Annotated in this window: 29 protein-coding genes and 1 pseudogene; 20 read left to right on the plus strand and 10 right to left on the minus strand. The window is 46.7% G+C overall.

What is annotated here, in order from left to right:
- Nucleotides 1-52: 52 nt before the first annotated feature.
- From BW944_RS03620 to BW944_RS03635, 4 genes are read left to right on the plus strand one after another with little or no spacing between them, the layout of a single operon-like run.
- Complete coding sequence (locus BW944_RS03620; protein ID WP_076556990.1) at nucleotides 53-649, plus strand: YkoF family thiamine/hydroxymethylpyrimidine-binding protein; 597 nt, start codon at nucleotides 53-55, stop codon at nucleotides 647-649.
- A complete protein-coding gene (locus BW944_RS03625; RefSeq protein ID WP_076556991.1) occupies nucleotides 646-1,224 on the plus strand; it encodes an ECF transporter S component in 579 nt (192 codons plus the stop codon). Before BW944_RS03620 ends, BW944_RS03625 begins: the two co-directional genes overlap by 4 nt.
- A complete protein-coding gene (locus BW944_RS03630; RefSeq protein WP_076556992.1) occupies nucleotides 1,221-2,786 on the plus strand; it encodes an ABC transporter ATP-binding protein in 1,566 nt (521 codons plus the stop codon). Before BW944_RS03625 ends, BW944_RS03630 begins: the two co-directional genes overlap by 4 nt.
- Complete coding sequence (locus BW944_RS03635) at nucleotides 2,773-3,540, plus strand: energy-coupling factor transporter transmembrane component T family protein (protein WP_076556993.1); 768 nt, start codon at nucleotides 2,773-2,775, stop codon at nucleotides 3,538-3,540. The genes BW944_RS03630 and BW944_RS03635 overlap by 14 nt, the downstream gene beginning before the upstream one ends.
- A gap of 71 nt (nucleotides 3,541-3,611) precedes the next feature.
- Here BW944_RS03635 and BW944_RS03640 read toward each other — a convergent pair whose 3' ends face one another.
- The gene (locus BW944_RS03640; RefSeq protein ID WP_076556994.1) at nucleotides 3,612-4,244 is read right to left on the minus strand and encodes a LysE family translocator; all 633 of its coding nucleotides are present in this window, start codon (nucleotides 4,242-4,244) and stop codon (nucleotides 3,612-3,614) included.
- 257 nt (nucleotides 4,245-4,501) lie between these two features.
- Nucleotides 4,502-5,602, minus strand: a complete 1,101-nt coding sequence (locus BW944_RS03645) for an RNA-guided endonuclease TnpB family protein (protein ID WP_076556995.1) — start codon at nucleotides 5,600-5,602, stop codon at nucleotides 4,502-4,504.
- Between the two features lie 229 nt (nucleotides 5,603-5,831).
- Between BW944_RS03645 and BW944_RS03650 the strand changes: the two genes are divergently transcribed.
- From BW944_RS03650 to BW944_RS03670, 5 genes are read left to right on the plus strand one after another with little or no spacing between them, the layout of a single operon-like run.
- Nucleotides 5,832-6,053 carry a hypothetical protein gene (locus tag BW944_RS03650; protein ID WP_076556996.1) on the plus strand — a complete coding sequence of 74 codons (222 nt, stop codon included), beginning with the start codon at nucleotides 5,832-5,834 and terminating at the stop codon, nucleotides 6,051-6,053.
- A 13-nt stretch (nucleotides 6,054-6,066) separates the two neighbouring features.
- A complete protein-coding gene (locus BW944_RS03655; protein WP_076556997.1) occupies nucleotides 6,067-6,516 on the plus strand; it encodes an ASCH domain-containing protein in 450 nt (149 codons plus the stop codon).
- Nucleotides 6,516-7,028, plus strand: coding sequence for a GNAT family N-acetyltransferase (locus BW944_RS03660; RefSeq protein WP_076556998.1), 513 nt, complete (start codon nucleotides 6,516-6,518; stop codon nucleotides 7,026-7,028). The genes BW944_RS03655 and BW944_RS03660 overlap by 1 nt, the downstream gene beginning before the upstream one ends.
- 4 nt (nucleotides 7,029-7,032) lie before the next feature.
- Nucleotides 7,033-7,551, plus strand: coding sequence for a dihydrofolate reductase family protein (locus BW944_RS03665; RefSeq protein WP_234983101.1), 519 nt, complete (start codon nucleotides 7,033-7,035; stop codon nucleotides 7,549-7,551).
- The gene (locus tag BW944_RS03670; protein ID WP_076557000.1) at nucleotides 7,551-7,970 is read left to right on the plus strand and encodes an RDD family protein; all 420 of its coding nucleotides are present in this window, start codon (nucleotides 7,551-7,553) and stop codon (nucleotides 7,968-7,970) included. The genes BW944_RS03665 and BW944_RS03670 overlap by 1 nt, the downstream gene beginning before the upstream one ends.
- Before the next feature lie 5 nt (nucleotides 7,971-7,975).
- Here the strand turns inward: BW944_RS03670 and BW944_RS03675 are convergent, their stop codons facing one another.
- Together BW944_RS03675 and BW944_RS03680 are read right to left on the minus strand one after the other, a co-directional pair.
- Nucleotides 7,976-8,296, minus strand: a complete 321-nt coding sequence (locus BW944_RS03675; protein ID WP_076557001.1) for a DMT family transporter — start codon at nucleotides 8,294-8,296, stop codon at nucleotides 7,976-7,978.
- Nucleotides 8,296-8,622: a DMT family transporter gene (locus BW944_RS03680; RefSeq protein ID WP_076557002.1), complete on the minus strand. Its 327-nt coding sequence runs from the start codon at nucleotides 8,620-8,622 to the stop codon at nucleotides 8,296-8,298. Before BW944_RS03680 ends, BW944_RS03675 begins: the two co-directional genes overlap by 1 nt.
- 124 nt (nucleotides 8,623-8,746) lie before the next feature.
- On the opposite strand from BW944_RS03680, the gene BW944_RS03685 reads away from it, so the two are divergent.
- Entirely contained in the window at nucleotides 8,747-10,219 is a 1,473-nt protein-coding gene (locus BW944_RS03685; protein ID WP_076557003.1) for an MDR family MFS transporter, read from the plus strand.
- Nucleotides 10,220-10,289: 70 nt separating this feature from the next.
- On the opposite strand, the gene BW944_RS03690 is transcribed toward BW944_RS03685, so the two are convergent.
- Together BW944_RS03690 and BW944_RS03695 are read right to left on the minus strand one after the other, a co-directional pair.
- Nucleotides 10,290-10,481 carry a hypothetical protein gene (locus tag BW944_RS03690; protein ID WP_076557004.1) on the minus strand — a complete coding sequence of 64 codons (192 nt, stop codon included), beginning with the start codon at nucleotides 10,479-10,481 and terminating at the stop codon, nucleotides 10,290-10,292.
- A gap of 12 nt (nucleotides 10,482-10,493) precedes the next feature.
- Nucleotides 10,494-11,753, minus strand: a complete 1,260-nt coding sequence (locus BW944_RS03695; RefSeq protein ID WP_076557005.1) for a helix-turn-helix transcriptional regulator — start codon at nucleotides 11,751-11,753, stop codon at nucleotides 10,494-10,496.
- Nucleotides 11,754-12,115: 362 nt separating this feature from the next.
- Between BW944_RS03695 and BW944_RS03700 the strand changes: the two genes are divergently transcribed.
- Entirely contained in the window at nucleotides 12,116-12,823 is a 708-nt protein-coding gene (locus BW944_RS03700; RefSeq protein ID WP_076557006.1) for a hypothetical protein, read from the plus strand.
- 641 nt (nucleotides 12,824-13,464) lie between these two features.
- Here BW944_RS03700 and BW944_RS15200 read toward each other — a convergent pair.
- Entirely contained in the window at nucleotides 13,465-13,713 is a 249-nt protein-coding gene (locus BW944_RS15200; RefSeq protein ID WP_076557007.1) for a transposase, read from the minus strand.
- A gap of 49 nt (nucleotides 13,714-13,762) precedes the next feature.
- On the opposite strand from BW944_RS15200, the gene BW944_RS15115 reads away from it, so the two are divergent.
- The 3 genes from BW944_RS15115 (at nucleotide 13,763) to BW944_RS03715 (ending at nucleotide 14,825) form a co-directional block, all read left to right on the plus strand.
- Entirely contained in the window at nucleotides 13,763-14,023 is a 261-nt protein-coding gene (locus BW944_RS15115; RefSeq protein WP_200806496.1) for a hypothetical protein, read from the plus strand.
- Nucleotides 14,024-14,259: 236 nt separating this feature from the next.
- The gene (locus tag BW944_RS03710; RefSeq protein WP_076557008.1) at nucleotides 14,260-14,463 is read left to right on the plus strand and encodes a helix-turn-helix transcriptional regulator; all 204 of its coding nucleotides are present in this window, start codon (nucleotides 14,260-14,262) and stop codon (nucleotides 14,461-14,463) included.
- A gap of 2 nt (nucleotides 14,464-14,465) precedes the next feature.
- Entirely contained in the window at nucleotides 14,466-14,825 is a 360-nt protein-coding gene (locus BW944_RS03715; protein ID WP_076557009.1) for a hypothetical protein, read from the plus strand.
- Between the two features lie 212 nt (nucleotides 14,826-15,037).
- On the opposite strand, the pseudogene BW944_RS03720 reads toward BW944_RS03715, so the two are convergent.
- Together BW944_RS03720 and BW944_RS03725 are read right to left on the minus strand one after the other, a co-directional pair.
- Nucleotides 15,038-15,281: pseudogene (locus tag BW944_RS03720) on the minus strand (transposase); the annotation flags it as partial.
- 452 nt (nucleotides 15,282-15,733) lie between these two features.
- Nucleotides 15,734-17,107: an FAD-binding oxidoreductase gene (locus tag BW944_RS03725; protein ID WP_076557011.1), complete on the minus strand. Its 1,374-nt coding sequence runs from the start codon at nucleotides 17,105-17,107 to the stop codon at nucleotides 15,734-15,736.
- 158 nt (nucleotides 17,108-17,265) lie between these two features.
- On the opposite strand from BW944_RS03725, the gene BW944_RS03730 reads away from it, so the two are divergent.
- From BW944_RS03730 to BW944_RS03755, 6 genes are all read left to right on the plus strand, one after another.
- On the plus strand, nucleotides 17,266-18,204 hold the full coding sequence (locus BW944_RS03730) for an N-acetylglucosamine kinase (RefSeq protein ID WP_076557012.1): 939 nt from the start codon (nucleotides 17,266-17,268) through the stop codon (nucleotides 18,202-18,204).
- A complete protein-coding gene (murQ, locus tag BW944_RS03735; RefSeq protein ID WP_076557013.1) occupies nucleotides 18,204-19,115 on the plus strand; it encodes an N-acetylmuramic acid 6-phosphate etherase in 912 nt (303 codons plus the stop codon). The genes BW944_RS03730 and murQ overlap by 1 nt, the downstream gene beginning before the upstream one ends.
- 53 nt (nucleotides 19,116-19,168) lie before the next feature.
- Nucleotides 19,169-20,533 carry an extracellular solute-binding protein gene (locus tag BW944_RS03740; protein WP_407690077.1) on the plus strand — a complete coding sequence of 455 codons (1,365 nt, stop codon included), beginning with the start codon at nucleotides 19,169-19,171 and terminating at the stop codon, nucleotides 20,531-20,533.
- Between the two features lie 168 nt (nucleotides 20,534-20,701).
- Nucleotides 20,702-21,595 (plus strand): carbohydrate ABC transporter permease, encoded by an 894-nt coding sequence (locus BW944_RS03745; RefSeq protein WP_076557014.1) that lies wholly within the window; start codon nucleotides 20,702-20,704, stop codon nucleotides 21,593-21,595.
- 16 nt (nucleotides 21,596-21,611) lie between these two features.
- The gene (locus BW944_RS03750) at nucleotides 21,612-22,451 is read left to right on the plus strand and encodes a carbohydrate ABC transporter permease (RefSeq protein ID WP_076557015.1); all 840 of its coding nucleotides are present in this window, start codon (nucleotides 21,612-21,614) and stop codon (nucleotides 22,449-22,451) included.
- A 10-nt stretch (nucleotides 22,452-22,461) separates the two neighbouring features.
- Nucleotides 22,462-23,322 carry a MurR/RpiR family transcriptional regulator gene (locus tag BW944_RS03755; RefSeq protein ID WP_084193606.1) on the plus strand — a complete coding sequence of 287 codons (861 nt, stop codon included), beginning with the start codon at nucleotides 22,462-22,464 and terminating at the stop codon, nucleotides 23,320-23,322.
- A gap of 221 nt (nucleotides 23,323-23,543) precedes the next feature.
- On the opposite strand, the gene ald is transcribed toward BW944_RS03755, so the two are convergent.
- Nucleotides 23,544-24,662: an alanine dehydrogenase gene (gene ald / locus BW944_RS03760; protein WP_076557016.1), complete on the minus strand. Its 1,119-nt coding sequence runs from the start codon at nucleotides 24,660-24,662 to the stop codon at nucleotides 23,544-23,546.
- Between the last annotated feature and the right edge of the window lie 51 nt (nucleotides 24,663-24,713).

The following is a 24,713-nucleotide window of genomic DNA, read 5'->3' on the forward strand; positions in this document are numbered from 1 at the left end:
ACGAACCGGGTGCAGTCTTTTTGTTTTTTATTATCAAAAGGAGGAATAATACATGAGTCAACAGTGTGGAAATTCAAGAATTGCAGGATGTTCGTTTTCGGTGCACCCGATGAGTGACGAGTTCGTCGAGCATATCAAGGGGAGTCTGAAGGAAACGGATACCTCGAATGTATGGATAGACACGGACGAAGTAACGACGACGGTGCGAGGGGAAATCGAGCATGTTTTTGATGTTACGAGAGCTGTCTATCTGCAAATCGCCCGTAGCGGAGTCCATGTCGCGTTCAATGCCACCTATTCGATCGGTTGTCCGGGTGACTCCGAGGGAGATCAGTATACCGGGGATATCGGTGATCCCGCCAATGGGCTACGTGACGTAAAACAGAATACGAATGCGAAATTTTCCCTTTATCCGATGGGGGGAGGAGATTATATGGATGTCATTTACCGGGAGATCGACCGGATGAAAGAAAAAGGGATCGAAGTCTCTGCCGCTCATTACGCGACGAAACTGTCAGGAGATGTGAATGCTATGTTCGAAGGCCTGGAGGACGTGTTCTGCGAAACGGAAAAAAGCGGTTCTTCCCATACAGTGATGACGGTGACGATGTCTGCGAACAGTCCATCCGAGAAAGGGAAACGTTCATGAAGAACTGGAAACTGAAAGAAATCGTCGTCATGTCCGTGCTGTCTGTCGTATTTGCAGTCGTATACCTCGCTTTTTTGCCGGTCGGAAAAGTGCTCGTCGGCTTCTTCGGCCCGATCGGCTATGATTTCATCTTCGGTATCTGGTTCATCGTGTCGATCATCGCCGCGTATATCATCCGTAAACCGGGAGCGGCATTTTTATCGGAGACGATTGCTGCGACGGTCGAGGTGCTGCTTGGAAATGCCGTGGGTCCGATGCTCATTATAAGCGGGATGATCCAGGGACTCGGTGCGGAATCGGCATTCGCCATCACCCGGTATCGCAGTTATACGCTCCCGACACTCATTTTTGCCGGTATGATGGCCGGAGTGTTCAGCTTCGCGTGGGGATACTTCCAGTCCGGATTCGCGGCCCTGGCCGGAGGATACGTCCTTCTCATGTTCATCACCCGGGTCCTCAGTGGAGCCCTGCTTGCAGGGGTGGCTGGAAAATTGCTGAGTGATGCTCTGGCGAAAACAGGCGTCCTCTCCGGGTTCGCTCTCGGCAAGGAAAAACGGAAGAAGCATGTCGCATGATTGATGTTAAGAATCTGACACTTGAATATGAAGAGATGGAGAATCCGGTACTTCGTAATGTTTCTTTTACGATCGATGAAAAAGAAAGTGTATTACTCCTCGGAGCGAGCGGCTCCGGGAAGAGTACGCTCAGCCGCTGTCTGACGGGTCTTTACCCGAGGGAACTGGACGGTTCGATGGAAGGAGAGGTCCGTGTCGCCGGGAAAAAAGTGGACGGAGCGTCGCCGGGGGCAATCAGCCGTCATGTCGGTATTGTGTTTCAGGACCCGGAGACGCAGTTCTGCATGCTTACTGCAGAAGACGAGGTGGCTTTCGGTCTTGAAAACCTCGGCACAGCTCCGGAATTGATGGAAGGAAAAGTGGATACCGCTCTAGAGGAAGTGGGGCTTCTTCCGAAAAAAGGCCGGACCATCACCTCCCTCTCCGGCGGAGAAAAACAGAAGCTGGCGCTTGCCTGTATCCTTGCGATGCGCCCGCCGGTCATTATCCTCGATGAACCGACTGCGAATCTGGATCCGGTAGCTACGGATGATTTCGTTGCCCTGCTCGAGAGGCTGAAACTGGAGAAGGACGTGACACTTTTTGTCATTGAACATGATCTGGATCCATGGTTATCGATCACGGATCGGGTGCTGATGCTGGATAGAGAGGGGCAACTGTTTTATGACGGCCCGCTCCGGGAAGGAATCGATCGCTACGCCCCGATACTGCATGAAGAGGGGATTGCCGTACCCCAGACGGTGAAGCTTGCGGTGGAGGAAGGGGCCGCCACGCCTCCGCTTCCGCTTACAGCTCGGGAATTAGCTGGTCGTCTGCCGGTTCTCCCGGAAGTCCGTGAAAAAGAAGATGGGGAAAGAGCTTTGCTGCAGACGGAAAAGGTGAACTTCAAATCGATTCTCCACGCCATTGATATAACGCTTCCTGAAGGTTCCTTCACCGCTGTCACCGGGCCGAACGGAAGTGGAAAGACGACCCTGTGCCGGGTGCTTGCAGGCATCGAGTCTCCGACTTCGGGGCGTATGCTGCATTCGTTTCCGAAAAAAGAGTGGTTCAAGCGGGTAGGGTACGTGTTCCAGAACCCGGAGCACCAGTTTCTCACCGACAGCGTGTGGGCGGAGGTCGCTTACAGCGGTGCCGATGAGGAAAGAGTGCGTCACCTGTTGGAGTGGTGCGGGTTATGGGAACGACGGAACCTTCACCCGTTTACGCTGAGCCAGGGAGAAAAACGGAGGCTGAGTGTTGCGACGATGCTCGTCGAGGATCAGGATCTTCTGTTTCTTGATGAACCGACGTTCGGCCAGGACGCGCGCTCCACCCGGCGCGTGATGGATTTACTTGATGAAAAACATCGCTCGGGGACGACGATTGTCATGATCACCCATGATATGGAGCTCGTGGAACAGTATGCGACCCGTGTGGTGGCGATGAAAGACGGAGAGATAGGGTTCGATGGGCGTGCGGATGAACTGTGGAAGAGAGATCTTGATGCATTTCAGCTGAAGCGTCCGCTCAAGGTACGATTAAAAGAAATGCAGGAGGGTGGCGTCCGTGTACCTCAATAACGTGAATCCGAGTGTGAAGGCGCTGACCATTCTCGCCCTCGTGCTGATTCTTGCTTTGTTGTTCGACCCTGTCACTCCGGTGCTGTTTACAATGTTCACAGTGCTCATCACTTTTTTATTCGGTCGCTTCCGGAAGAAGTATTATCTGTTTTATTTTCTCCCCTTTACCATATTTGCGTTCGGAATGTTTTGGACGACGATAGCTTTTGCGGACCCGCCCCAAAACCCGGCAGAGACGATCGTTCTCCTGGGGTGGGAAGTGCCGGAGGAGAATGTCCTCGTCGCTTTATCCCTCAGCTTCCGGGTGATGGCGTTCGCTACGCTGTCGCTGTTGTTCATGTTCACGACGAATATGGTGGAGTTCCTGCTCAGTCTGATGCAGCAGCTGCGACTGCCGCCGAAACTCGCCTACGGTATCATGGCGGGATACAGATTCCTGCCGATGCTGAAGACGGAGTTCGATCAGATCCGTGCCGCTCATCGCGTGCGCGGTGTGGGTACGGAAAGCAAATGGAAGCGGTCCCGTCGATTTGCTGTTCCGCTTTTGGCCGGGGCGATCCGGAAGGCGGAGCGTACGGCGCTGGCGATGGAATCGAAAGGATTCACCGGAAGCCGTGAGCGTACCTTTTACCGGAATCTGAAAGTCCGGGGGAAGGATTGGTTGTTTCCCGCCGGTATGGGTGCGGTACTTCTTTTTTTCATTATCTTCAGCGTACGGTTCGGCTACTTTTCCTGGTACCAGGGACAGCTGTAACTGCGGAATATCCGTTATCATAACGGGTGTTTCGCAGTTTTTTTGTCAGAAGTTTTTAAGGGGGAATCTATTCAGGATTTCGTATACAGGAGCTGGAGTCCCATCGCGATGAATACGACTCCCGTCGCTTTATTGAGAATCAATCCGCTTCTCCCTCCGCTGCGGAGCTTCGCCGTCGTTACGGAAGCAAGAAGTGCGGTGATGAAAAACCAGATGGTCCCGGTAGTTGTGAAGATCAGACCGAGGGTGAGGAAAGACAGGGAGGCAGTCATACCGGCGTCTGCCTGTACGAACTGTGGAAGGAACGCCAGGAAAAAGACAGCGACTTTCGGGTTCGTCACATTCGTGATCATCCCCTGGATGAAAATTTTCCGGTTCGACTGTTTCGGCAGTGTCTTCTCCTCTTCTTCTCGCTTTCGCTTCGTGAGAATCATCTGGAGACCGAGGTAACCAAGGTAAACAGCCCCGATGATTTTGACGATGGTAAACAGGAGAGAGGACTGCATAAGAATGACGGAAAGTCCGAGAGCTGCCAGAAGGGTATGGATGATTACGCCTGCAGAGATACCTAGAGCGGAATAAGCCCCTGCACCGAGCCCCTGGGAGGCACTTCGTGATACAATATACATGGTATCGGTTCCGGGAGTAAGGTTTAACAGGATAGCTGCGAGAATGAATGCTTCTACATTGACGAGTTCGATCATGGAAGACGCCTCCTTTCTCCGCTTATTATAAGTGACATCCTCTCGGTATTGAAATACCGAGCATCCAAAGTGAATACTCCCTTCGGGAGTGTACGGGAGAGGCTCACTCCAGTGGAGAACATGTCGTTAGACACGTCTTATGTTGTTCCATTTCTGACCCACCGTCATCATGACCTCTATACCTCGTGCCACGCGAGGCTCCTGGGTCGGATTCTACCGCCCAGGCACTTGGTCTATCGATGACAAATGATTGTCATCTACACCGCCAAGCTCGTGCTTGTTGCTATGTTGTTGGAAGCGTTCAAATCAGCGTGATTGGAGTGACCACACTTTTTGCAGTGGAAGGTGTCCATATGCCGGTTTCCTTTTTCGGCGTAACCACACAGGAAACACTCCTGGCTAGTCTGGTAGGGGTTGATATCCACCACCGGGATGTTGTAGTCTGCTGCTTTTTCGCGGATAAACTGTTTCAGCTGGTAAAATGCCCACGAGTGAATCGTTCTGTCTGCTCGCTTCAAGCTCTTGCACGTCTTACGGATATCGTCGAGCTGTTCCATTTTAATCATAGGATTATCAAATTGACGGGCGAAATCGACAATAGCTTTGGCTAGTTTACGGTTATAGTCTTTCATCCAACGACTTTCTTTTTTACCTACGTGTTCTAAAGCACGCTGTGCCTTTTTCTTGCCTAGTGAACGGCGCAGGGAACGAAAATGACGTCGCTTAAAACCGACTTCTTTGCCGGAAAAGAATTGTCGTATGCCACTCACCGGTTCTGAAAGAACCGCAAGGTGACGTAGCCCTAAGTCTACGCCTACCGGTGTATACGCTTCATAAGGTTTATGTGTTTTCTCTGCATCTAATTCAGAACTGACTTGAACGGGTACAGCTACGTACCAGTCCCGACCTTTGCGAAGTACCTCTATAGTGCCTCGGAATTCACGGTTTTGATAGGTGAAAAACGGAAAATACGTGTGCACATATTCCGTTTCCACGACAGGGAAGGTCTTCTTTCCTTCGTTAGTGGTGAATGCGATGTACCAACGTCCGTTTTTCTCAACCGTGTTCCAGTTTTGATTATTAATCTTAATCCCAAGCGAGCTTCTGAACGTCGGAACCGTTTTCGCCAATCCCTTTTTCACATCAGAAACAGCTTTTTTGGCTTTTCGGATTCCTTCGTTCTTGATAGCGGACTTCAAATCAAAAGGAACATTCTTGGAGGAGAGTTTTTCACCAGATTGAAGACGTTCCACGCAATGATTCACACAAGAAGCGAACGTTTGTTGTTCGCACACGAATTGTTTGTGCTTCTTCTTCGAAAGGGATTTCAATCTAACGAGAAACGTTTTCGTTGCCATGGTTGTTCACCTCCTTTCATCCATTCTATCAAACATGTGTTCGATATAACAAATAATAGCCTTTGCTTCTGCCAAATACCAAAACCTACAAAGACCCTTAGCATTCATCCCCTCATTGAAATAAGGGGCGTTCTGCCAAATTATCCGTAAAAAGAGATGGGAATGAAACATTCTTTCTATTTTTTCGTATGTAAGAAAAAGGTTTCACTATTAGGAAGGAGGCCCATTCATGTATACAATCGTTGGTGTTCTCCTGATCGTTGCTGTTTTATCGATCCCTTTTTTCCTGGCAAGGTTGATCGATCGGCTTACAGGAAAACACAGGCGGATGCACCGGAATAAAGAGAGGGCGAGTCAGCCTCGCGGTTCAGGAGCGGCTCAGGAAGCAAGGAACGATGCGCATCGTAAAACCCAGAATGACTTCCACAGTCCGGGAGGTCCGGGAGATTAAAGGAGAATAAGTGATGAATGAACAGGCGAAGCAATATTGGGAAGACTACTGGAAGGGCCAACCGAAGCCCGAGAAAGTATCAGCATGGGCGTTCGGAGTAGATGAGGGTGAACTGGCCGATCTCGTTATCAGAGGAATCAAAACGGCTACATGCTCGGCGTACGAGGAATATAAAGCAGAAAATGAACCTTTACCCGAAGAAGGTGAATACAGTATCATTCTTAATGCAGAGGAGATGCCGGTAGCGATCATACGTACGAACAAAGTTACGGTTATGCCGATGAATGAAGTGCCGGAACCCTTTGCCTTTAAAGAAGGAGAAGGAGATCGTTCCTATACATATTGGTGGAACGCTCATGAACGTTTTTTCCGCGTAGCTATGAAGGAAATAGGGAAGGAGTTCACAGAAGACATGACGGTCGTCTGTGAAGAATTCGAACTAATAGATGTGAGGGATGGATAATGGAAATACGACTGTTACGTCCGGATGATGCGAATATGTACTGGGATTTGAGGCTGGAAGCGCTCAGTAACAATCCGGAAGCGTTCGCTACGAGCTATGAAGAAGCGATGTCGAAAGAAGATCCGGTCCGGGAGGTCTCGAAACGTCTTGCGGACCCGGACAGTTTCACATTCGGAGCGATCTGGGATGATGAAATCGTCGGTATGATGACGCTTGTGACCCAGGAGACGAACAAGTTGAAACACGCCGCTCACCTCATCGGGGTGTACGTGTCTCCGGTGGTCCGGAACAAAGGCGTGGGAAGTCAGCTTCTCGAGAAAACGATAGAAAAGGCGAAGGAGGAGGGCTATATCGAAAAGATAAATTTGTCGGTAGTGACGAGCAACGAATCCGCCATCCGTCTTTATGAAAAGGCCGGGTTCTACACGTGGGGTGTGGAGGAGAAAGCGCTGAAAATGCATGGAGACTATTATGATGAGAAACATATGACATTGGACATTTCCGATGAGTAGGCCGGTGACGCTGTTCATTGTCATGAGCCTCGACGGTTTCATCACAGGAAGAGACGAATCGCTCGCCTGGCTGGATGCAATAGAAGGGGAAGGGGATAACGGCTTCTCTGAATTTTACGAAACGGTGGATACGGTCGTTATGGGCCGGAAAACATACGACTGGCTGCAGAGGCAGGAACTCGAAAGGTGGCCGTACGAAGAGAAGGAGACGTACGTCATCACCTCCTCTTTCCCACGTAAAACGGAAACCGTTACGTTCACCTCTGCGGATGTAATGGAAGAACTTAAGGAAGAAGAGGGGAAAACAATCTGGGTCGTCGGAGGAGGCAGACTTCTTCGAACCTATCTCGAGCGCGGGGACATAACGGATATCGTGATTACTATAGCGCCCGTGCTTCTCGGAGAAGGCGTGCCTCTGTTTTCTTCTGTGCCGGAAACTACTCTTGAACGGAAGCGAGTCCGGCAATTTGGACAATTTACAGAACTACATTTTGAGATCAAGAGTGGAGAAAGAGGGATTTGATGCAATCAGAACTGGATCATGCAGGCTTCGGGATGAGACTGATCGCCTTCCTTGTGGACGGCCTGATCACTACGATGATCGCTACGATGGTGTATTTTCTTGTTACGGGAGAACTTTCCGCCGAACTGACGAACAGCTATGCCTATATCGCTTTCGATGGCTTATACCTGACGATTCTCCCGGCTGTATGGGGCGGGTATACGCTGGCGAAGCGGATGGTCAGTATCCGGGTGAGAAAACTGGACGGGTCGGATGTGACGCTGTTTGACATGTTCGTCCGTGATTTTATCGGGAAAGTACTGCTCAGTGTAATTACGTTCGGTGTCTCCACGGTAGTCAGTCTTGTCATGGTTCTTGCAATGAAGCAGCGACGGGCTATCCATGATTACATGGCCGGCACTTACGTCTACTCCGACTGACGGATTCAGGAGGGAGAGACCAATTTCAGACCGACGACGGCGGCGATGATCAGAGAAAGGAAAAAGATCCGTTTGCCGTCTTTCGGTTCTCCGTATAACAGCATGCCGAAAATCGCTCCACCAGCCGCACCGATACCTGTCCATACCGCATAGGCCAGTCCCATCGGCAAGGTTTCCATCGAAAGGGCGAGAAACAGAAAGCTGGCTGAAAATCCTGTGATAAGAAGCAGGAGAGAAGTTAGCGTACGTTCGATATGGAATTTATTGATCATCAGTACTCCGAACATCTCACCGAGTCCGGCTATCATTAGATATGTCCAGGCCATTATTCTTCCTCCTCCGGTGTTACTACTTTCAACCCGATGACTCCTACAAGCAGTACTCCGATCAGCAGCAGTTTCTCCACGCTTGCCGCTTCCCCGAAGAAAATCATTCCCGCAAGCACAGTTCCCGCCGTTCCGATTCCTACAAAGACCGCATAAACCGTACCTGCCGGAAGTTTCTGACCGGCCATGATCAGATAGTAGAAGCTTATGATAATAGCGATAACGGTTCCTGCCCATTCCATTACGCTATCTGCATGTTTCAGTCCGATCACCCACCCGATTTCGAAAAAGGCGGCGATGATCACTTTCAGCCACTGGATATTCATCGTACATTCCTCCCAAGCTCCATCGTAGCATAATCTTTGACATTACGTCCGTCCGGGATTATCATACTCTTTATGACTAAACAGTCATAACCATGACTGCATAGTATTGAAAGGGATGGAATATATGACGGATGAAGGTACACCTCAGGTTCGAAAAGGACCAATGCTGGCGGTTATGCTGATTGCGGCGTTTTTCGCTATTTTGAACGAAACGCTTCTGGCGACAGCACTGCCAAGTATCATGGAAGAGTTCGGAATAACCGAGAATAAAGTGCAGTGGCTGACTACGGCTTTTCTTCTCACAAACGGAATAATGATTCCGATTTCCGCATTTTTGATTGAACGATTTTCGACGAGAAAGATATTTTTGACGGCGATTGCCGTATTCATTACCGGAACGACGATCGCTGCGTTTTCACACACGTTCCCGCTGTTACTTGTCGCGCGGGTCGTCCAGGCGATGGGTTCCGGGGTCATGCTTCCGCTCATGATGACGATCGTCCTCACCCTGTTTCCACCGGAAAAACGTGGTGCAGCTATGGGGGCGGCTGGTCTGGTGATAGCTTTTGGTCCGGCGATTGGGCCGACGCTTTCCGGCTGGATGCTTGAATACAACTCCTGGCGCGCTCTGTTTTATGTCGTCGTGCCGATTGCTGTGGCGACCTTCGTCTTCGGTATATTCGCGGTGAAAAACGTGACGAAACTGACGTATCCGAAAATCGATGTCGTATCGATTCTTCTTTCTTCCTTCGGGTTCGGCGGCCTGTTGTTCGGATTCAGCAGTGCCGGAGAAGACGGCTGGACGAGTCCCAAGGTACTCAGCTGCCTGATCGGAGGCGGCATCATCCTCACGTTGTTCATTTTGCGTCAGCTTAAAATGGAGGTGCCGATGCTTGAGTTCCGGGTCTTCCGTTTCCCGGTGTTCTCGATCTCGCTTGTTATTACGATGATCGTGTTGATGTCGATGATCGGGGCGGAAACGATTCTGCCATTATATATGCAGAATACGCTCGGGTACTCTGCGCTCGATTCAGGTCTGATGCTGTTGCCGGGAGCGATTGTCATGGGGATCATGTCTCCTTTGACCGGTGCTCTGTTCGACAAAGTCGGAGCGAAAGTGCTGGCTATCCCCGGTCTGCTGATCGTCAGCGTAACGACGCTCTTTTTCACGACCCTATCGATGGACACGTCGTTTATGTTTCTGACCATTGTCTATGCCATCCGCATGTTCGGATTGTCGCTTGCAATGATGCCGGTCATGACGAACGGGCTGAATCAGCTTCCGGAGAGCTGGAACGCACACGGATCGGCGATGGCCAACACGATGCAGCAGGTTTCCGCTTCGATCGGTACGGCTATCCTGATCACTGTGATGTCGAACGGTGCGAAGAACTTCGAGCCGGGGGAAAGCACTGCTCAGACGGCCATGGAAAATCCGGAACCGCAGCAATTTTTGGCTGAACAGGCGATGATCAACGGCTACAATCTCGCGTTCTGGGCAGCTACGACGCTGTCTTTTGCAGGAGTGATTCTTTCCCTGTTTATTAAGAAGCCTGAACCGAAAGCGGAAGAATCCGGACAGTCGCAGAGCGCTTAATATATAAATACCCACCAGATACACGAGTGACTACTTGTCCTTGTGCCTGGTGGGTATTTTCTTCCCTCGATTAATTTCCCGGAGGTAATTCCTCACTGAACGGTTTCACTATAGGGGGAGTAATGCTTGAATCAGAAACAATTATAATATGATGATCAGGATGCTGAAATTCTTCCCCGTTACTTTCTTCTGCGCTCGCTCCTGTCACAGAAGAACCGATAATGGATATACTCAGAACAATCCCCGCAAAAAATTTTCTCATGCTATGACCTCCCTAATATATGTGTCCAGAACTGTTATCTAACGCAATTTTATAAAAGCAAGAAGATTTCTTATAACTACCTTGATTCTCATAGTATGCTGCTAACAGTTTTGAATACTTAATAAGTTCTTGATATTTTCCTTCTTCCTTCAAGGTGGGTAAAAGGACTTCGTTAAACTGTTTCTCCCAAGTATATTGAGGCTCTTTGATGAAATATACAAGAAACCAGAACTCTTTCACTTGGATTTGTTTTTCACTTGAATTACTCACAATTTCCAAATAGTCATTTATGGTTACCATACACTTATCAATATAGCCCTCAATTAAATTTGTGTAAATTAAGAAATTAAGCGTATGTAAATAACTGTAACTTTCTTGTTTCTTAAATGCAAGTGCTTCTTGAAGATGATAAATAGCTGTACTTCTCTGTTTTTTGCAGAAAAAAGCATACCCAATATTGTGTTGAACAATTCCATTGAAACTATTCTCATCAATTTCTTTAGAAAGATATTCAGCTTTTTTGAACTGTGACAAAGATGAATCCATATCTCCCAACTTACTGTAGCAAATACCCAGGTGAATATGAAGCTTCAGACATTCTTTGACTCTGTAGTTGTCCTGGAAGATGTTAAGAGCTTCTTGAGCGAGTTTAAAACTCACTGTTTCCTGTTGATTCGCATATAATGCTAAAGCATATAAGAAATACAGGTCTGCTTTTTCCAATTCTCCAAGAATAGCTGGAGAGAAAACCTGGTATGCATTTTCAAAATAGATCTTTGCATTTTCAACATCAGAGACAGCCCAACAATAGTTGCCTTTATATTTATAATAATAAAACCTGTTTTTTTGGCTTAACGTATCATCGAATTTGTTTATGAACCGGAAAGACGGTTCTGTTGAATTCAACTCATTGCATATTATGGAGAATCTTATTTTCTTTATGTGGTACTCCACTTGTAATTTAGTATCAGAGAAAGGGAAAACTAATTCATTTATCTTTTCATGAATCACTTGGCTATTTTCAAAATCATTATGTAATAATGGAGTCTCCCATTCGGTCAATAAGTTTTCAAGCTCCTCATCCCTTGAGCGAATATCATAGTAGTCTACGCCTACCCTTTCAAACAATAAAGCTAAAGTAGTGTCGTCAGCTTTGGTTTGACCATTTTCAATTCTGGACAAGTATGATGAAGATACAATTGACTTAGCTGTTTCTTCTTGGCTCATTTGATTTTCTTCTCTATAACTTTTCAAAATTTTCCCTGGTTCCATTCGTTAACCACCTTGTACAAGAATGACGAAAACTATCATAAATTCTAGCTTTTTTGTGAAATAATGCGAAATACAATATTTACTAACTTGATGGTACCATAAACTTGAAGTTAATAATAAGAAGGGAGGAAAAATGAAAGGAGAAAGAGTTTAAGTGTTTATTCACCTGGATTATTCATCAATATTCCTAAAATCCACTCAAATTCTTTTATATCAAGGCTTCCTCTGTATTCTTCTTTCACTTTTTAGGTGAAAGAAGAGCAGGAGGACATTCTTTGGTGTGACCAGGACTTACTCGATTTTATCTATTCTCATGGACAATTCAGGTATTTACATTAAATCACAAAAATAGGAGGAAAAAAATGAATAAAATTATTAATGTTAGTCTTGTTTTATCTCTTCTTGCTTTTACATTATTAGGAGCTTTTTCAAATCCGACTTATGCCCAATCTGAGAATAATGATTTTGCAAATGAACTACAAAAGTTTAGTCAGAATGCTATTGAGCTAAATCAAACAAAAAGTGAAAAAATTTACGATGATGCCAAAAATAAAATTAAAGAACAGAATATGGTTATTCATGCTGACCTTCAAGAAGTTAAAAACTATAAAGTTTATAAGTTTAAAGATTCAAATCAAAAATTGGTAAACATAGTCATTGGTAGTGAAAGTGGAAAATTTCATACTTATAATGTTCTATTAAAAGATAATTCTGTTAAATATTATGATGAGATGATTTTAACAAAAGTAAATAATGAAACTGGGCATATAAAATCCTATGCTAATGGTAAATTAAACAAAGATAAAGAGTATGATGTTCCAAATGATAATGCTCAAATTTCTGATGGTTTTCAAACTTTGGGTATTGGTAGTTGGTGGGGAGCTTTTAACGATTGTATGAAAAATGATATGCAAGTACCAGGATGGGTGATCACTGGTATAAGTATAGCTTGTTCTGCGGTATGTATTGGTACAGCTGGCGCAGGATGTGTAGGGTGTGTTACTGCTGCAGCTAGCGGTTTTAGTTTTGATGTGGGTTACTGTGTTGGTTATGCAAATGATTATTTTTAAAGCTAGTTATAAAGAGTGTTCCATCAAAATAATAGACAATTATATATAAAGGTTCTCTGTCAAATGTGGTGGTGGGGTGATTACCTCACTACCTTCTTCATTTCCTGTTAGAGGATTTTCTTCTTCATTATCTCAAAGCTCCTGATTCCGTATGAGGCACGTTTCAATAATTTTATGGTGTAAGCGTAAAACGATCCTCCCTCTTTATATTAACGTATTCTTAGAATTCCTTCGTTTTTCTTCCGTTTTCTTTCGATTCCCAGAAGCGTATGGTGGTCTTATAATCCTTCATTTGAAAATAAAGGGTATATTTGGAACTTGAGCAGGACACCAATTAGACATCCATGGATAATTTCCATTAAATGGATGTGTATCGTATGATCGCACCTTGGATTTTCACATAACTCATGGCGGTGGGCCCTCCCACGTCTCTGCGTCTATGCGCGCAAATTCCTTCATTCGACCTGACCATGGTGGATGCCGGAAATAATCCTTTAGCGGGTCCAGGCCCTAACGGAAAAAATAACGACCGGCTTCTCCGTGCTTCTATTGTTCGAAAACGGTTCAACGAAATGGTTCTGTCTTCTTAAGCAGATTTCTGTAAGTCTGAAATACCGGAGATGTCCCGGATCATGCGTATTTCACTGAAGGCACACTCCTGTGTCCCTAAGATATAAAAGATTTTGACGAGTTAACGACTCAGAGCGACGAATAACTGCTTTTCGGTAAGGAGGATTGGCGGCCCGGTGACGATAGTGTTCACGAGGTTTCCGGAACGCTTCATTGTGAAGGGCGAGAGGGCGGGCGACTTGGAACAATAAACTCCGCAGTCGCTTTCTCCTGCGTTTCGTAATCGTCGTCTGGCCCTTGAACTTTCCAGATTGGTTCAACTTTAGATTGAGTCCCGCTAATTTATTGATTTAGCGTGGAGCTCTGTAGTTGGCCAGGTCGCCGACTTCCGCGAAGAAACCGGGAGGTCTCGGATACGGTATACATAGCGATTGTGAGGCGATGGGATATGGATTCACAGACCGGACACACAGCACTAGAAGACAAAGATTCTACGACAAAGAACATCTTCTGATTCTCCTGCGAGTGGCAGAGGATACGATGCTTCCCCTCACAGGGGACAACCATCTCTTTGAATTCGGAAAATACGTACGCCAACGCCTTTCCAGGTTTGTATTCCTTATACCCTGAAATCGAGTGTTGAGAACCTTTCCCCAACTTCGCGTAAGAACCACTTTGTCTAGCAGTTACATCAGGACCGTCTGCACCTGTCAGTATAGGTTTCGTCTCTTCTGAAGTTATGTCTACACTCTTTCGTTTTGATTCTTTTTCAAAGAGTACCTATAAGTGAATATTAGCACTATGTAAAGTTCACTTTACATTTAAGTTAGTTTTATATAAAATAAGGGAAAAGGAAGTGATTTAATGTGAAGAATAATTTAAAGAAGTTAAGAGAATCAAACAATATTTCTCAAGAAAAATTGGCTCAAGTCTTAAATGTATCTAGACAAACAATTATTTCAATTGAAAAAAACAAATATAAGGCTTCATTAACGTTAGCATTGAAAATAGCTAAAGAATTTAGTACACCCGTCGAGGAAATATTTTTATTAGAAAAAGAGGAGGAATAGTAATGAAAAAAATACCATCAAAAAAAATCTATCTCATTTTTGGAGTTCTCGCTTTATTTGTTGGAATCATTGATTTTTTAACCGGTGATTTCAAGAGTTATATTTTAATTTTGTCTTTATTTCCATTAACTTATTATTATATATACGAGGATTTAAAGCGAGAAGATGAACGTTTTACTTTTATAAAAAACAAGGCTGGGTTTTTCACACTCATATTTTCCTTGCTATTTTTATTTGTTTTATATCTTCTTCATCATATAAATATCTATAATTTCCAAGTGGAAGGGCTTATTTTTGTAATATTTGCGAGTATAGTTATATTTTTTAATGTTATGCTCATTATATTAAAAAATATAAAATAACCTGAATTCTTCATAATTATCTCGAAAAGCCAATCATTTGGCTTAAATTGAGTGATTTCTTTATTCGTTGGAAACATAAATGGTGATTTCACTTTTTGAAAGGTGCTGTTTTCGTTGGTGAGTCGAAAACCCCTGTTTTTAGACAGACGAATCCCCTGGTCTTCCTTTCATCTTTAATAACTGGATAAATGATTGGTTCATTCCAGCTTCAGCTACTGAGTCTGCTCCAATACTTTCCAAAAGAAGGTCGGATACACGAAACTGGAAGCCAGCTTGAAGTAGAGCGCCCGCCCGCCCGGACCTCACCAGTTTACTGGAGACTCTTACGATTCGTGTCCGGATTGTTGCGATTTGCGTTTTATCCTGTTCTTTCGAAAAACAAAGGTTCCGTAGCCAGTTTGTCAGGTTATAAACCAGGAGACTTATTATCATTTTTGCCTCATTCACCTGAAAGGTGAACTATATATGTTGAATATTTGATTTTGAATTCAAAGTCGTACACAAACACGCCTAATTCCTTACTCCATTCGTCTTGGGTGGATTGAAAAGGTTTTGCTTTTTGATTTGCTATACCTTCTTTACTAGTTCGAAATGTCATTGGAATGAATGTGACTTTAGCTTCGCTCCCTCTTTAAATTAACGTATTCTCTTTCAAAGAGTATCTTATGGCTTTTCAGGAGAAAGAAGGTATATTTTGCACTTGCATTTGCTTTATGAAATTATTGATCGTCTCATTTAAGTGGAGGTATCACTCTCCATAAAATTAAGAGTGTCTATTATTAAAAAGAGTATTATAAAGACGAGAGATAGAGTTAGAACGGTATTCAGTTTTAATGAGAAAAGAAGTCCCAAAAGAATAAATGTCAACAATTCAATAAACTGCGCATCGACAGACCTTTAAATATTATTCACTCGATATCGATGAACTTACCGGGATTCATGATGTTATTCGGATCGAGGGCTTTCTTGATCGTCTTCATCACACCAAGCGCGGCCCCGTGTTCCGCTTCGAGATATTTCTTCTTCCCGATGCCCACACCGTGCTCACCGGTACACGTGCCCCCGCGAGATAAAGCATGTTCGACGATGGCCTGATTGAAGTCGTCCGCTTTCTGCATTTCTTTCTCATCCGTTTTATCAATCATGATAAATGCGTGATAGTTGCCGTCTCCCACATGACCGACGATACCCCCGGGAAGATTGTTCTCTTCCAGCTGTTCCCTCCCGAAAATGATCGCTTCGGCCAGGGAGGAGATCGGTACACATACGTCCGTCACCATAAGCGAACGCCCCGGATAGTCATGAACGTACGCATAGGCGAGATTGTGCCGTCCTTCCCACAGCTTCATGCGGGCCTGGTTGTCTTTTTCGAAAATAACGTCGGTGCAATGATTGTCGAACAGAATTTCTTTTGTGAATTGAACGTCCTGCTTGAGTCCCGCTTCGTTGCCGTGGAATTCGAGGAAGAGGGTCGGGTTCTCTTCATAAGCTGTTTCCACCAGTCGGTTGACCTGACGGATGGAAGCTTCGTCCACGAGTTCCATCCGGGCGGCAGGCACCCCTGCCTGTACAATCGATGTGACGGCATCGACAGCATCGTTGATCGAAGGGAAAGTAGCCCGCGCGGCTGTTATGTTCTCAGGCACTCCGTAAAGACTCAGCGTAATTTCGGTGATACAGCCGAGCGTACCCTCCGATCCGGTGTAGAGGTCGGTCAGGTTGTACCCGGAAGAAGACTTGAGAGCGAGGCTCCCGGTCTTGATGATCTCCCCCTGTGGCGTGACGACTTCGAGACTCCGGATCTGGTCTTTCATTACGCCGTACTTCAATGAAGTGGTACCGCTGGCGTTCGTCGCTGTCATACCACCGATGGTCGCATCCGCTCCCGGGTCCACCGGAAAGAAGAGGCCGTATTTCTTCAGTGCATTATCGAGCATGGAGCGGGTGACCCCGGGCTGGACCCGCACGACGAGGTCATCTTCGCGTACCTCAATGATCTGTGTCATCTCGGAAAAATCGATGGAAATGCCGCCGGAAGAAGGGACGACGTGACCTTCGAGGCCGGACCCGAGACCGAAGGGAGTGACGGGTGTTTTCGTTCGATCCGCCAGGGCAAGAATACGACTGACCTCCTCCGACGAGCGCGGGAAAAGCACGACTTCCGGCAGGTGAGCTGCATGGTAGGATTCATCTTTGCTGTGGTGTTCGAGGATCGTGTCATTCGTACTTATCTGATCTTCCTCCAGGATTTCCGTTAATTGTGCAAGTACTTCCGAATCCATAAGAACCTCCTCCTTTTGGTAATGATTATACATAATTTTTTCGCCTTTTCCATAGATAGCAGCAATTTTTGAAACATTGTATCGGAAATTTAAAAATAAATTTGACATAATAATTCGGTCAATTTATAATTTAGGTAACGAAAAAAGGTGGGGGTTGGATGGAATATATCATTGGCATCGATGGAGGAGGATCCAAAACCGAAGTCGCTTTTTTTCAAAAAGACGATCTTCACGAGACTGCGAAACTGAGTTATGGTCCCGGGTCGAATCCGAGATCTGTGGGATATGAGAGAAGTGCTGAAAGAATTGCAGCAATCGTGGCGGATGGAATGAAGGAACATCAGATCATGCCTGGATCTGTGAGCGCAGTCGGCGCCGGCATAGCCGGAGCAGGGCGATTACAGGAACAGGAGGAACTAACGAGGCGGCTCAGGTCTCTTTTTTTAAAACTTGATATATCTGAAAATTCAAAAATCGGTGTGTTCTCGGACAGTGAAGCTGCGCTTCAGGGTGCTCTTCCGCCGGGGTCGTCCCGCGGGATGCTGATCATTTCAGGTACCGGGTCCAATGCCGTAGCTGTAGAGGAGGGAACTTTTTTCAAAAGCGGGGGCTGGGGCCACCTCTTCGGAGACGAAGGCAGCGGCTATGAAATAGGCCGGGAAGTGTTGCGGCGGGTCGCAAAGGAGCGGGACGGGCGGGCTGCTTCCAGCCTGCTTTCACAAATCGTACTGGAGGAGACCGGGGTGAGCCGTCCGGAAGAACTTATCGATTATTATTATCAGGCAGAAGATCAGAAGCGGGAGATCGCTGCCCTTGCCAAACCTGTCCTCCGGCACGAACATCTGCCTGAAGTACAGGAGATTTTGAAAGAAACCGTACATGAACTGGCACTACATATCCATAGCCTGCACAACAAAATGATGCATGAAGACAGAGACACGCCCGTTTTCACTGCAGGAGCAATCTTTGCACATTCATCGTTCGTTAAAGAAGAGTTCAAAACGTATATCGAGTCCAATCATCTCGGAAGGATCAGGAAGGCATATTCTTCTCCTTCCTCCGGGGCGGCGAAACTTACTGAAAGGAGAGGGGTCTGATGGGAGAAGATAAGCTGAAAACACTGATTACGGAGAGTCGTAACCCGCACAGTACAACACTCGACACGGAGTCTACGATGGGGATGCTCGAAATCATGAACCGGGAAGACAGTAAAGTTGCCGCTGCTGTAGAACAAGTGCTGCCCCAGGTAGCGACGACGATTGACGAAACGGTGAAACGAATGAAAGAGGGAGGGAGGCTGTTCTATGTCGGGGCCGGCACGAGCGGGCGGATCGGATATATAGATGCTTCCGAATGCCCGCCGACCTTCATGACCTCTCCGGAGCAGGTGCAGGCGATTATGGCAGGCGGAGGGGAAGCATTCCGTCAGGCGAAGGAGAATGCCGAAGATGATGAGGGAGCAGGATACGAAGATATTGCTGAGGTATCCCCTGATGACCGGGATGTCGTAATCGGAATTACGGCAAGCGGAAGGACTCCGTACCCGATAGGGGCTTTGAAGAGAGCGGGGGAAGCAGGAGCCTATACGGTAGCTCTTTCCTGTAACCCGGATGCCGTCATCAGTACTCATGCCGACTGCAGTATCGAGGTGATAGTAGGACCCGAAGTTCTGACAGGGTCTACGAGGTTGAAATCCGCCACTGCCCACAAGATGATCCTGAACATGATCAGCACATCCGTGATGGTACAGCTCGGTAAAGTGTATGAGAACCTGATGGTGGATGTGCATGCCAGCAATTATAAGTTGAGGAAACGGGCGGGAAGTATTTTGAAAGCGATTACAGAAGTGGGGGAGGAAGAAGCCTCCCGTCTGATCGAAAGCGCCAATTACGAAGTGAAGACAGCTATCATGATGAAAAAGGCCGACCTTTCCTATGACCGGGCGAAAGAAGTTCTCTCCGCCTATGAAGGGTATTTACGAAAGGCTGAAGAGTCGATGTTCCAATGATTTGAAAGCCACTTGAGGGCTTCAAATAAATCTTAATCTAAGGGGGACTTGTAGTGAAGAATAGGTGGAAGTACACAGTTGCTGCGTTACTGCTTCTCGTCTTTATGGTTGTTGCAGGTTGTACTCCGGGTTCCGGAGGAGATGACAGTGATTCTGAAGATACTGCGGACAACGGGGAAAATACAGAAGGAAGCGGAGACGGAGAAATTTCAGGTGAACTGGAAATCCAGTATTTCGTCGGAGGGTATGGAGACTCCTGGTGGAAAGAAGTCATCGGAGATTTCGAGGAAGAGTATCCGGACGTGACGATCACTGAACATGCCGGTCCCAATATCAACGAAGAAATGAGATCCCGCTGGGTATCGGAAGACCCGCCTGATGTCGTTTATATTGATGGCGCCGGTTCCAGTGAAACACAAATGGTCGAAGACGGTCAGCTGATGAATCTGACCAGCTTTCTGGATGAAATCGAACTGGAAGACGGAACGCCGCTGAAAGAAAGTTTCATTGTAGAACCTGCGATGTACGACGGAGAGGTCTACAGTCTTCCGCTCGTGTTCGATACGTGGGGCACATGGTACGACAGTGCCTGGTTTGAAGAGAAAGGCTGGGAAGCACCTGAGAACTTCCCGGATTTCATGGATACGATGGGAACGATCCAGGAAGAAGAGGGCATAGATCCATTCGTTACGACAGGACAGCATCCTTATTACTTCTTGAGAGGCATGATGTATCCGGCTTTTGGAGCCAAAGGCGGGGATGAATTGCTGACACAGACGATCCAGGGTCAAGAAGGGGCCTGGAGCAGTGATGAAGTCATGGAAGTCATCAAAAATATCGAGTCTATGCAACAGGAAGGCTACATCGATTCCGATTTCGGTGCGTTGAACCATACCCAATCACAAATGAATTTCCTCAATCATGATAATGCTTTCATCCCGGTAGGGTTCTGGTTGCCTAATGAAATGTCCGAAGACAAGCCGGAAGAGGTGGAATATGGTTTCATCCCTTCTCCGATGCAGGAAGAAGGGGAACCTTACGCGATTGTACCGGACCTTCGTCCATTAGCGATTGCCGAAGAAGCGGATAACCCTGAAGCAGCGAAGGCGTTCGTGGAGTTCGTTTATACGAAAGAGTACGCGACATCCTTCTCTGAGCATACAGGAGCGCTTATGAACCTGCAGGGTGTGGATCTTACGGAGTCCGAAGATGTTCCGGAATTTCTGATCGAAGCGAACGAAATGATCAACAATCCTGATAAAGTACAGATTTATCAGAAACCACACCCGATGAGTGCGGAGCTTGAGACACCGATTAGTAATTCACTCGTTTCACTCATGCTCGGGAATATAACTGCCGAACAATTCGTGGAAGAAGCGGAAGCGGCGGCCGAAGAGTATAGAAACTCTCAGGAATAAGGCCATACAGAGGTGTCTATCAACACCTCTGTATTTCATTTCCGTAAGGTTTCACTACTACAGGGTGATCAAAGGTGGGCAGGAGACGCCGGGGAGTAATCAGTGCTTCTGTGCACCTCTTATCATCTATACGTTCCTAATAAGTTTTTCAGAAATGAGGGGGAGAGTATGGTCCAGTCAAAAAAGCAGCGGTACTTATTCATGGCTTTCTGCCTTGTGCCGACGTTCCTGATGTTTGCAATATTCACCTTATATCCTCTGGTTAATGGCCTCTACTATTCTTTGTTTCAATGGTCAGGATCTTCTTCGGCAGCGGAATTCATCGGGCTTGAGAACTACAGGAAATTATTCAATGATGACATCATCCCTGCCACGATATGGCATGACTACTTTCTGGTCATTACAAAAATCATCGGTATCATGATTCTTTCCACATTTTTTGCCGTAGCCCTGACCCAGATGAGGATCAAAGAAGCCCCGTTTTACAGAATCGTGTTCTTTTTTCCGAATATCATGTCTGTCGTCGTTATCGGTATACTATGGATGTTCATTTATAACCCTAGTCTCGGTCTCGTAAACTCCGGGCTTGAATTTTTAGGTCTTGAGGGGTGGACGAGGTCCTGGCTCGGTAGCGAAAGATGGGCCCTTCCAAGCTTGGTGCTACCGTCCGTATGGGCTGGAATCGGCCTGTTTATGCTTATGCTCATGGGCGGGATTTCGAACATATCCAAGAGTTATTATGAAGCTGCTGAAATAGATGGAGCGAACGGATGGCAACAATTTTGGAAGATCACGCTGCCGCTTGTGTGGCCGCAGATGAAGATTTCCATTCTTTATATCATCATCACCACATTGAACGGTTCATTTATCATCGTTCAGGTTATGACCAAGGGTGGACCTAACAATGCGACGCACGTGATGGGTTCGTACCTGTATGAAGAAGCGTTTGTGAAATACAATTTCGGTTACGGAGCCACGATTGGCGTTATGATTCTGGTATTGTCTCTGATTACGGTGCTCATCATGCAGTACTTTATGAGACGGGAAAAAGTGGAATACTAAGAGGAGGAATGACGAGATGAAAAGAAAACAGGGGTTTTGGACAAAAATCGGCGTCAGGATTCCTCTCGTTTTATGGTCGCTGGCGGTTCTTTATCCGATTTTATGGATGATTCTCGGAGCTTTCAAATCGAACGCGGAGATTTATTCGAACCCGTGGGGGCTTCCTGACACGTTCAGTTTCGGGAATTTCTTTGATGCATGGTCCAATTATAATATTGATATCAGCGTGTTCAACAGTTTGATCGTTACAGGGGTGGGGGCGTTACTGACCCTCGTCATGGCGATTCCTACGGCTTATGCACTGGAGCGTCTGCGCTTCCGTGGTAACCGTTTATTATTCACGCTTTACATTTCAGCGATGATGATTCCTATGGTGCTCGGCTGGATCCCTTTGTTTTTCCTTTTGATGCAGTTGAATCTGCTCGATAATATTTTCGGTCTGGCCATCGTCTATGCTGTCAGTCAGCTTCCATTCAGCATTTTCGTTCTGACGAGCTTTATGGCTACGATACCGAAATCTTTGGAGGAAGCAGCGGCCATCGACGGCATGAGCCCGTACAAGATTTTATGGAAAATAATCACACCACTGTCGATGACGGGTATCATTACAGTTACGATCATGAATATGATACAGTTTTGGAACGAGTATTTTATGGCCCTTATCTTCCTGCAATCGGAAAATAATTATACGCTGGCGCTGGCCATCGACTATATCAGTAATGAAACCCAGTATACGAACTCCTGGGGGACACTGTTTGCGAGTCTTGTCATCGCTATCGTACCGGTGATTATCCTGTATGCTATTTTCCAACGCAGAATTGTGAAAGGGATGACAGAAGGAGCCATCAAAGGATAGGTGGAAAACGGTGAAAAAATCTCTGACCGGCGGCCTGGTGATGCTTTCAGAAATGAAAGACAGTCTTCCTCCGTCTGAAAAAAAGATAGCTGTATTTATTCTTGAACACCCGCATGAAGCGATTCACTGTACAGCGGCTCAACTGGGAGAACTGAGTCATACGAGTGGCGCGGCTGTAATGAGGTTGTGTAAATCTCTGGGGCTGAAAGGGCTTCAGGAGCTGAAACTCCGTATTTCCGGGGACCTGCAGAAAGACGTAAGTTCCTCTTACCGGGATATCCAGCCCGGTGAGGAAACGGACGCCATCGTAGATAAAGTGTCCATCAATAACATCCAGGCGATTCGGGAGACGACGGAGCTTGTTGATTTTGAGGGGCTTCAGGAAGCGGGGGAGGCTATTGTGAACGCAAAACGTCTTCATTTCTTCGGCGTCGGAGCTTCCGGAATCATCGCTCAGGATGCCCAGCAGAAATTCCTCCGTATGAACATCGCGACTTCGGCGTTCACGGATTTCCATAACGCGGTGATGAATATCGCGAACATCGAAGAAGGGGATGTATTAGTAGGCATCTCTTTTTCAGGGGAGACGAAAGAAACGGCTCTGGTGATGGAAGAAGCGAAGAAAAGAGGTGCGACGACCATCAGTATCACGAGGTACGGTCAGAATTCAGTGTCGTCTTTTGCGGATGTCCCTCTGTTTATTTCCGCTTCGCGGGAGATCCCCGCGCCTTTCCGGAGTGGAGCGACGTCTTCACGAATCGCCCAGTTACATATGATCGACCTCCTCTTCGTGAAGGTCGTCACGTCTCATTTCGATGAGGCCTCCGGATATTTCGAACAGATCCAGGAGATTATGAAACGACTTAAATGAGGTTTGAAAAATGGGTCTGTTATAGTTGTTGATTTTTATCTCTACGGGTGCAAGCATGACGCGGGCTACCCGAATCTCTCTGAAATCGATTCGGCTGATTTTCCGTTCATGCCAGTTCCGCAGGCGTCTCCACCCTTTGATATAAAACCAACTTACTAGAGCCTTTTAAAAAAGTCCTGAACATGTCTGTAATACAGATGTTCAGGACTTTTTTTCGAATTTTATGATTGAAGTGCTTCGGGTACAGGAGTGAATTTATAACCTAGATCACGGGCTACCGCTTCATAAGTCAAATGTCCTTTTGCCGTATTGATCCCTTCTTCAATCGAATGGCTTTCCTTGACGGCCTGGCTCACACCTTTGTTGGCGATTTCGACTGCATATGGCATTGTTACGTTCGTCAGGCCGATGGTTGCTGTCCGTGGCACAGCCCCCGGGATGTTGGCGACGGCATAATGGAGGACGCCATGCTTTTCATAAATAGGGTCATCGTGGGTCGTAATATGGTCGACCGTTTCAAAATTACCTCCCTGGTCGATAGCGACATCGACGATCACAGATCCTTCATTCATCGATTTCACCATGTCTTCGGTTACGATTTTCGGTGCTTTGGCCCCGGGGATGAGTACAGCGCCGATAACAAGGTCTGCATTCTTCACGACCTCTGAAATATTCATAGGATTCGACATCAGGGTCTGGATGTCTCCACCGAACTGATCATCGAGCTCCCGTAGCCTTTCCGAGTTGAGGTCGAGGATCGTCACATGAGCTCCGAGTCCGATGGCGATTTTTGCAGCATTCGTACCTACGACTCCGCCGCCGATGACGACGACATTTCCGCGGGAAACGCCCGGAATGCCTCCGAGAAGTACGCCTTTTCCACCGTAGGATTTCTCCAGGTACTGGGCTCCGATCTGAGTGGCCATCCGTCCTGCAACTTCACTCATAGGCGTGAGCAGGGGAAGTTTTCCGCGGGAGGTGACCGTTTCGTAAGCGATTGCTGTCACTTTGTTGTCGATCAGTGCCTGGGTGAGTTCAGGCTCCGCTGCCAGATGAAGATAGGTGAAGAGAATAAGGTCTTCTCTGAAGTATTTATATTCTGAAGGGAGCGGCTCTTTGACTTTCATGATCATCTCCGCCTGCTTCCATACTTGAGGGGCGTTATCGATCATCTCCGCTCCCGCTTCTCTGTATTCTTCATCCGTGAAGCTCGACCCGAGCCCCGCCTCATTTTCCACGAGGACAGTATGCCCGGATTTTCGCAGATGAACGACTCCTGCCGGTGTAATAGCTACACGATTTTCATTATTTTTTATTTCCTTGGGTACTCCGACAATCATAGGGACTAACCACCTTTCTTCCTTTTCCATATATCTTTAGTATACCCGATG

Origin of the sequence: Salimicrobium flavidum, from assembly GCF_900156645.1 — a bacterium.
GTDB lineage: Bacteria > Bacillota > Bacilli > Bacillales > Halobacillaceae > Salimicrobium > Salimicrobium flavidum.

Bases quoted from the DNA above. Each gene is read 5' to 3' on its own strand.
- BW944_RS03730 (WP_076557012.1), top strand. From the start codon at position 17,266: ATGGAATATATCATTGGCATCGATGGAGGAGGATCCAAAACCGAAGTC.
- murQ (WP_076557013.1), top strand. From the start codon at position 18,204: ATGGGAGAAGATAAGCTGAAAACACTGATTACGGAGAGTCGTAACCCG.
- BW944_RS03655 (WP_076556997.1), top strand. From the start codon at position 6,067: ATGAATGAACAGGCGAAGCAATATTGGGAAGACTACTGGAAGGGCCAA.
- BW944_RS03640 (WP_076556994.1), bottom strand. From the start codon at position 4,244: ATGATCGAACTCGTCAATGTAGAAGCATTCATTCTCGCAGCTATCCTG.
- BW944_RS03630 (WP_076556992.1), top strand. From the start codon at position 1,221: ATGATTGATGTTAAGAATCTGACACTTGAATATGAAGAGATGGAGAAT.
- BW944_RS03690 (WP_076557004.1), bottom strand. From the start codon at position 10,481: ATGAGAAAATTTTTTGCGGGGATTGTTCTGAGTATATCCATTATCGGT.
- BW944_RS03685 (WP_076557003.1), top strand. From the start codon at position 8,747: ATGACGGATGAAGGTACACCTCAGGTTCGAAAAGGACCAATGCTGGCG.
- BW944_RS03750 (WP_076557015.1), top strand. From the start codon at position 21,612: ATGAAAAGAAAACAGGGGTTTTGGACAAAAATCGGCGTCAGGATTCCT.
- BW944_RS03645 (WP_076556995.1), bottom strand. From the start codon at position 5,602: ATGGCAACGAAAACGTTTCTCGTTAGATTGAAATCCCTTTCGAAGAAG.
- BW944_RS03745 (WP_076557014.1), top strand. From the start codon at position 20,702: ATGGTCCAGTCAAAAAAGCAGCGGTACTTATTCATGGCTTTCTGCCTT.
- BW944_RS03675 (WP_076557001.1), bottom strand. From the start codon at position 8,296: ATGGCCTGGACATATCTAATGATAGCCGGACTCGGTGAGATGTTCGGA.
- BW944_RS03660 (WP_076556998.1), top strand. From the start codon at position 6,516: ATGGAAATACGACTGTTACGTCCGGATGATGCGAATATGTACTGGGAT.
- BW944_RS03725 (WP_076557011.1), bottom strand. From the start codon at position 17,107: ATGGATTCGGAAGTACTTGCACAATTAACGGAAATCCTGGAGGAAGAT.
- BW944_RS03715 (WP_076557009.1), top strand. From the start codon at position 14,466: ATGAAAAAAATACCATCAAAAAAAATCTATCTCATTTTTGGAGTTCTC.
- BW944_RS03700 (WP_076557006.1), top strand. From the start codon at position 12,116: ATGAATAAAATTATTAATGTTAGTCTTGTTTTATCTCTTCTTGCTTTT.
- BW944_RS03620 (WP_076556990.1), top strand. From the start codon at position 53: ATGAGTCAACAGTGTGGAAATTCAAGAATTGCAGGATGTTCGTTTTCG.
- BW944_RS03670 (WP_076557000.1), top strand. From the start codon at position 7,551: ATGCAATCAGAACTGGATCATGCAGGCTTCGGGATGAGACTGATCGCC.
- BW944_RS03680 (WP_076557002.1), bottom strand. From the start codon at position 8,622: ATGAATATCCAGTGGCTGAAAGTGATCATCGCCGCCTTTTTCGAAATC.
- ald (WP_076557016.1), bottom strand. From the start codon at position 24,662: ATGATTGTCGGAGTACCCAAGGAAATAAAAAATAATGAAAATCGTGTA.
- BW944_RS03625 (WP_076556991.1), top strand. From the start codon at position 646: ATGAAGAACTGGAAACTGAAAGAAATCGTCGTCATGTCCGTGCTGTCT.
- BW944_RS03650 (WP_076556996.1), top strand. From the start codon at position 5,832: ATGTATACAATCGTTGGTGTTCTCCTGATCGTTGCTGTTTTATCGATC.
- BW944_RS03695 (WP_076557005.1), bottom strand. From the start codon at position 11,753: ATGGAACCAGGGAAAATTTTGAAAAGTTATAGAGAAGAAAATCAAATG.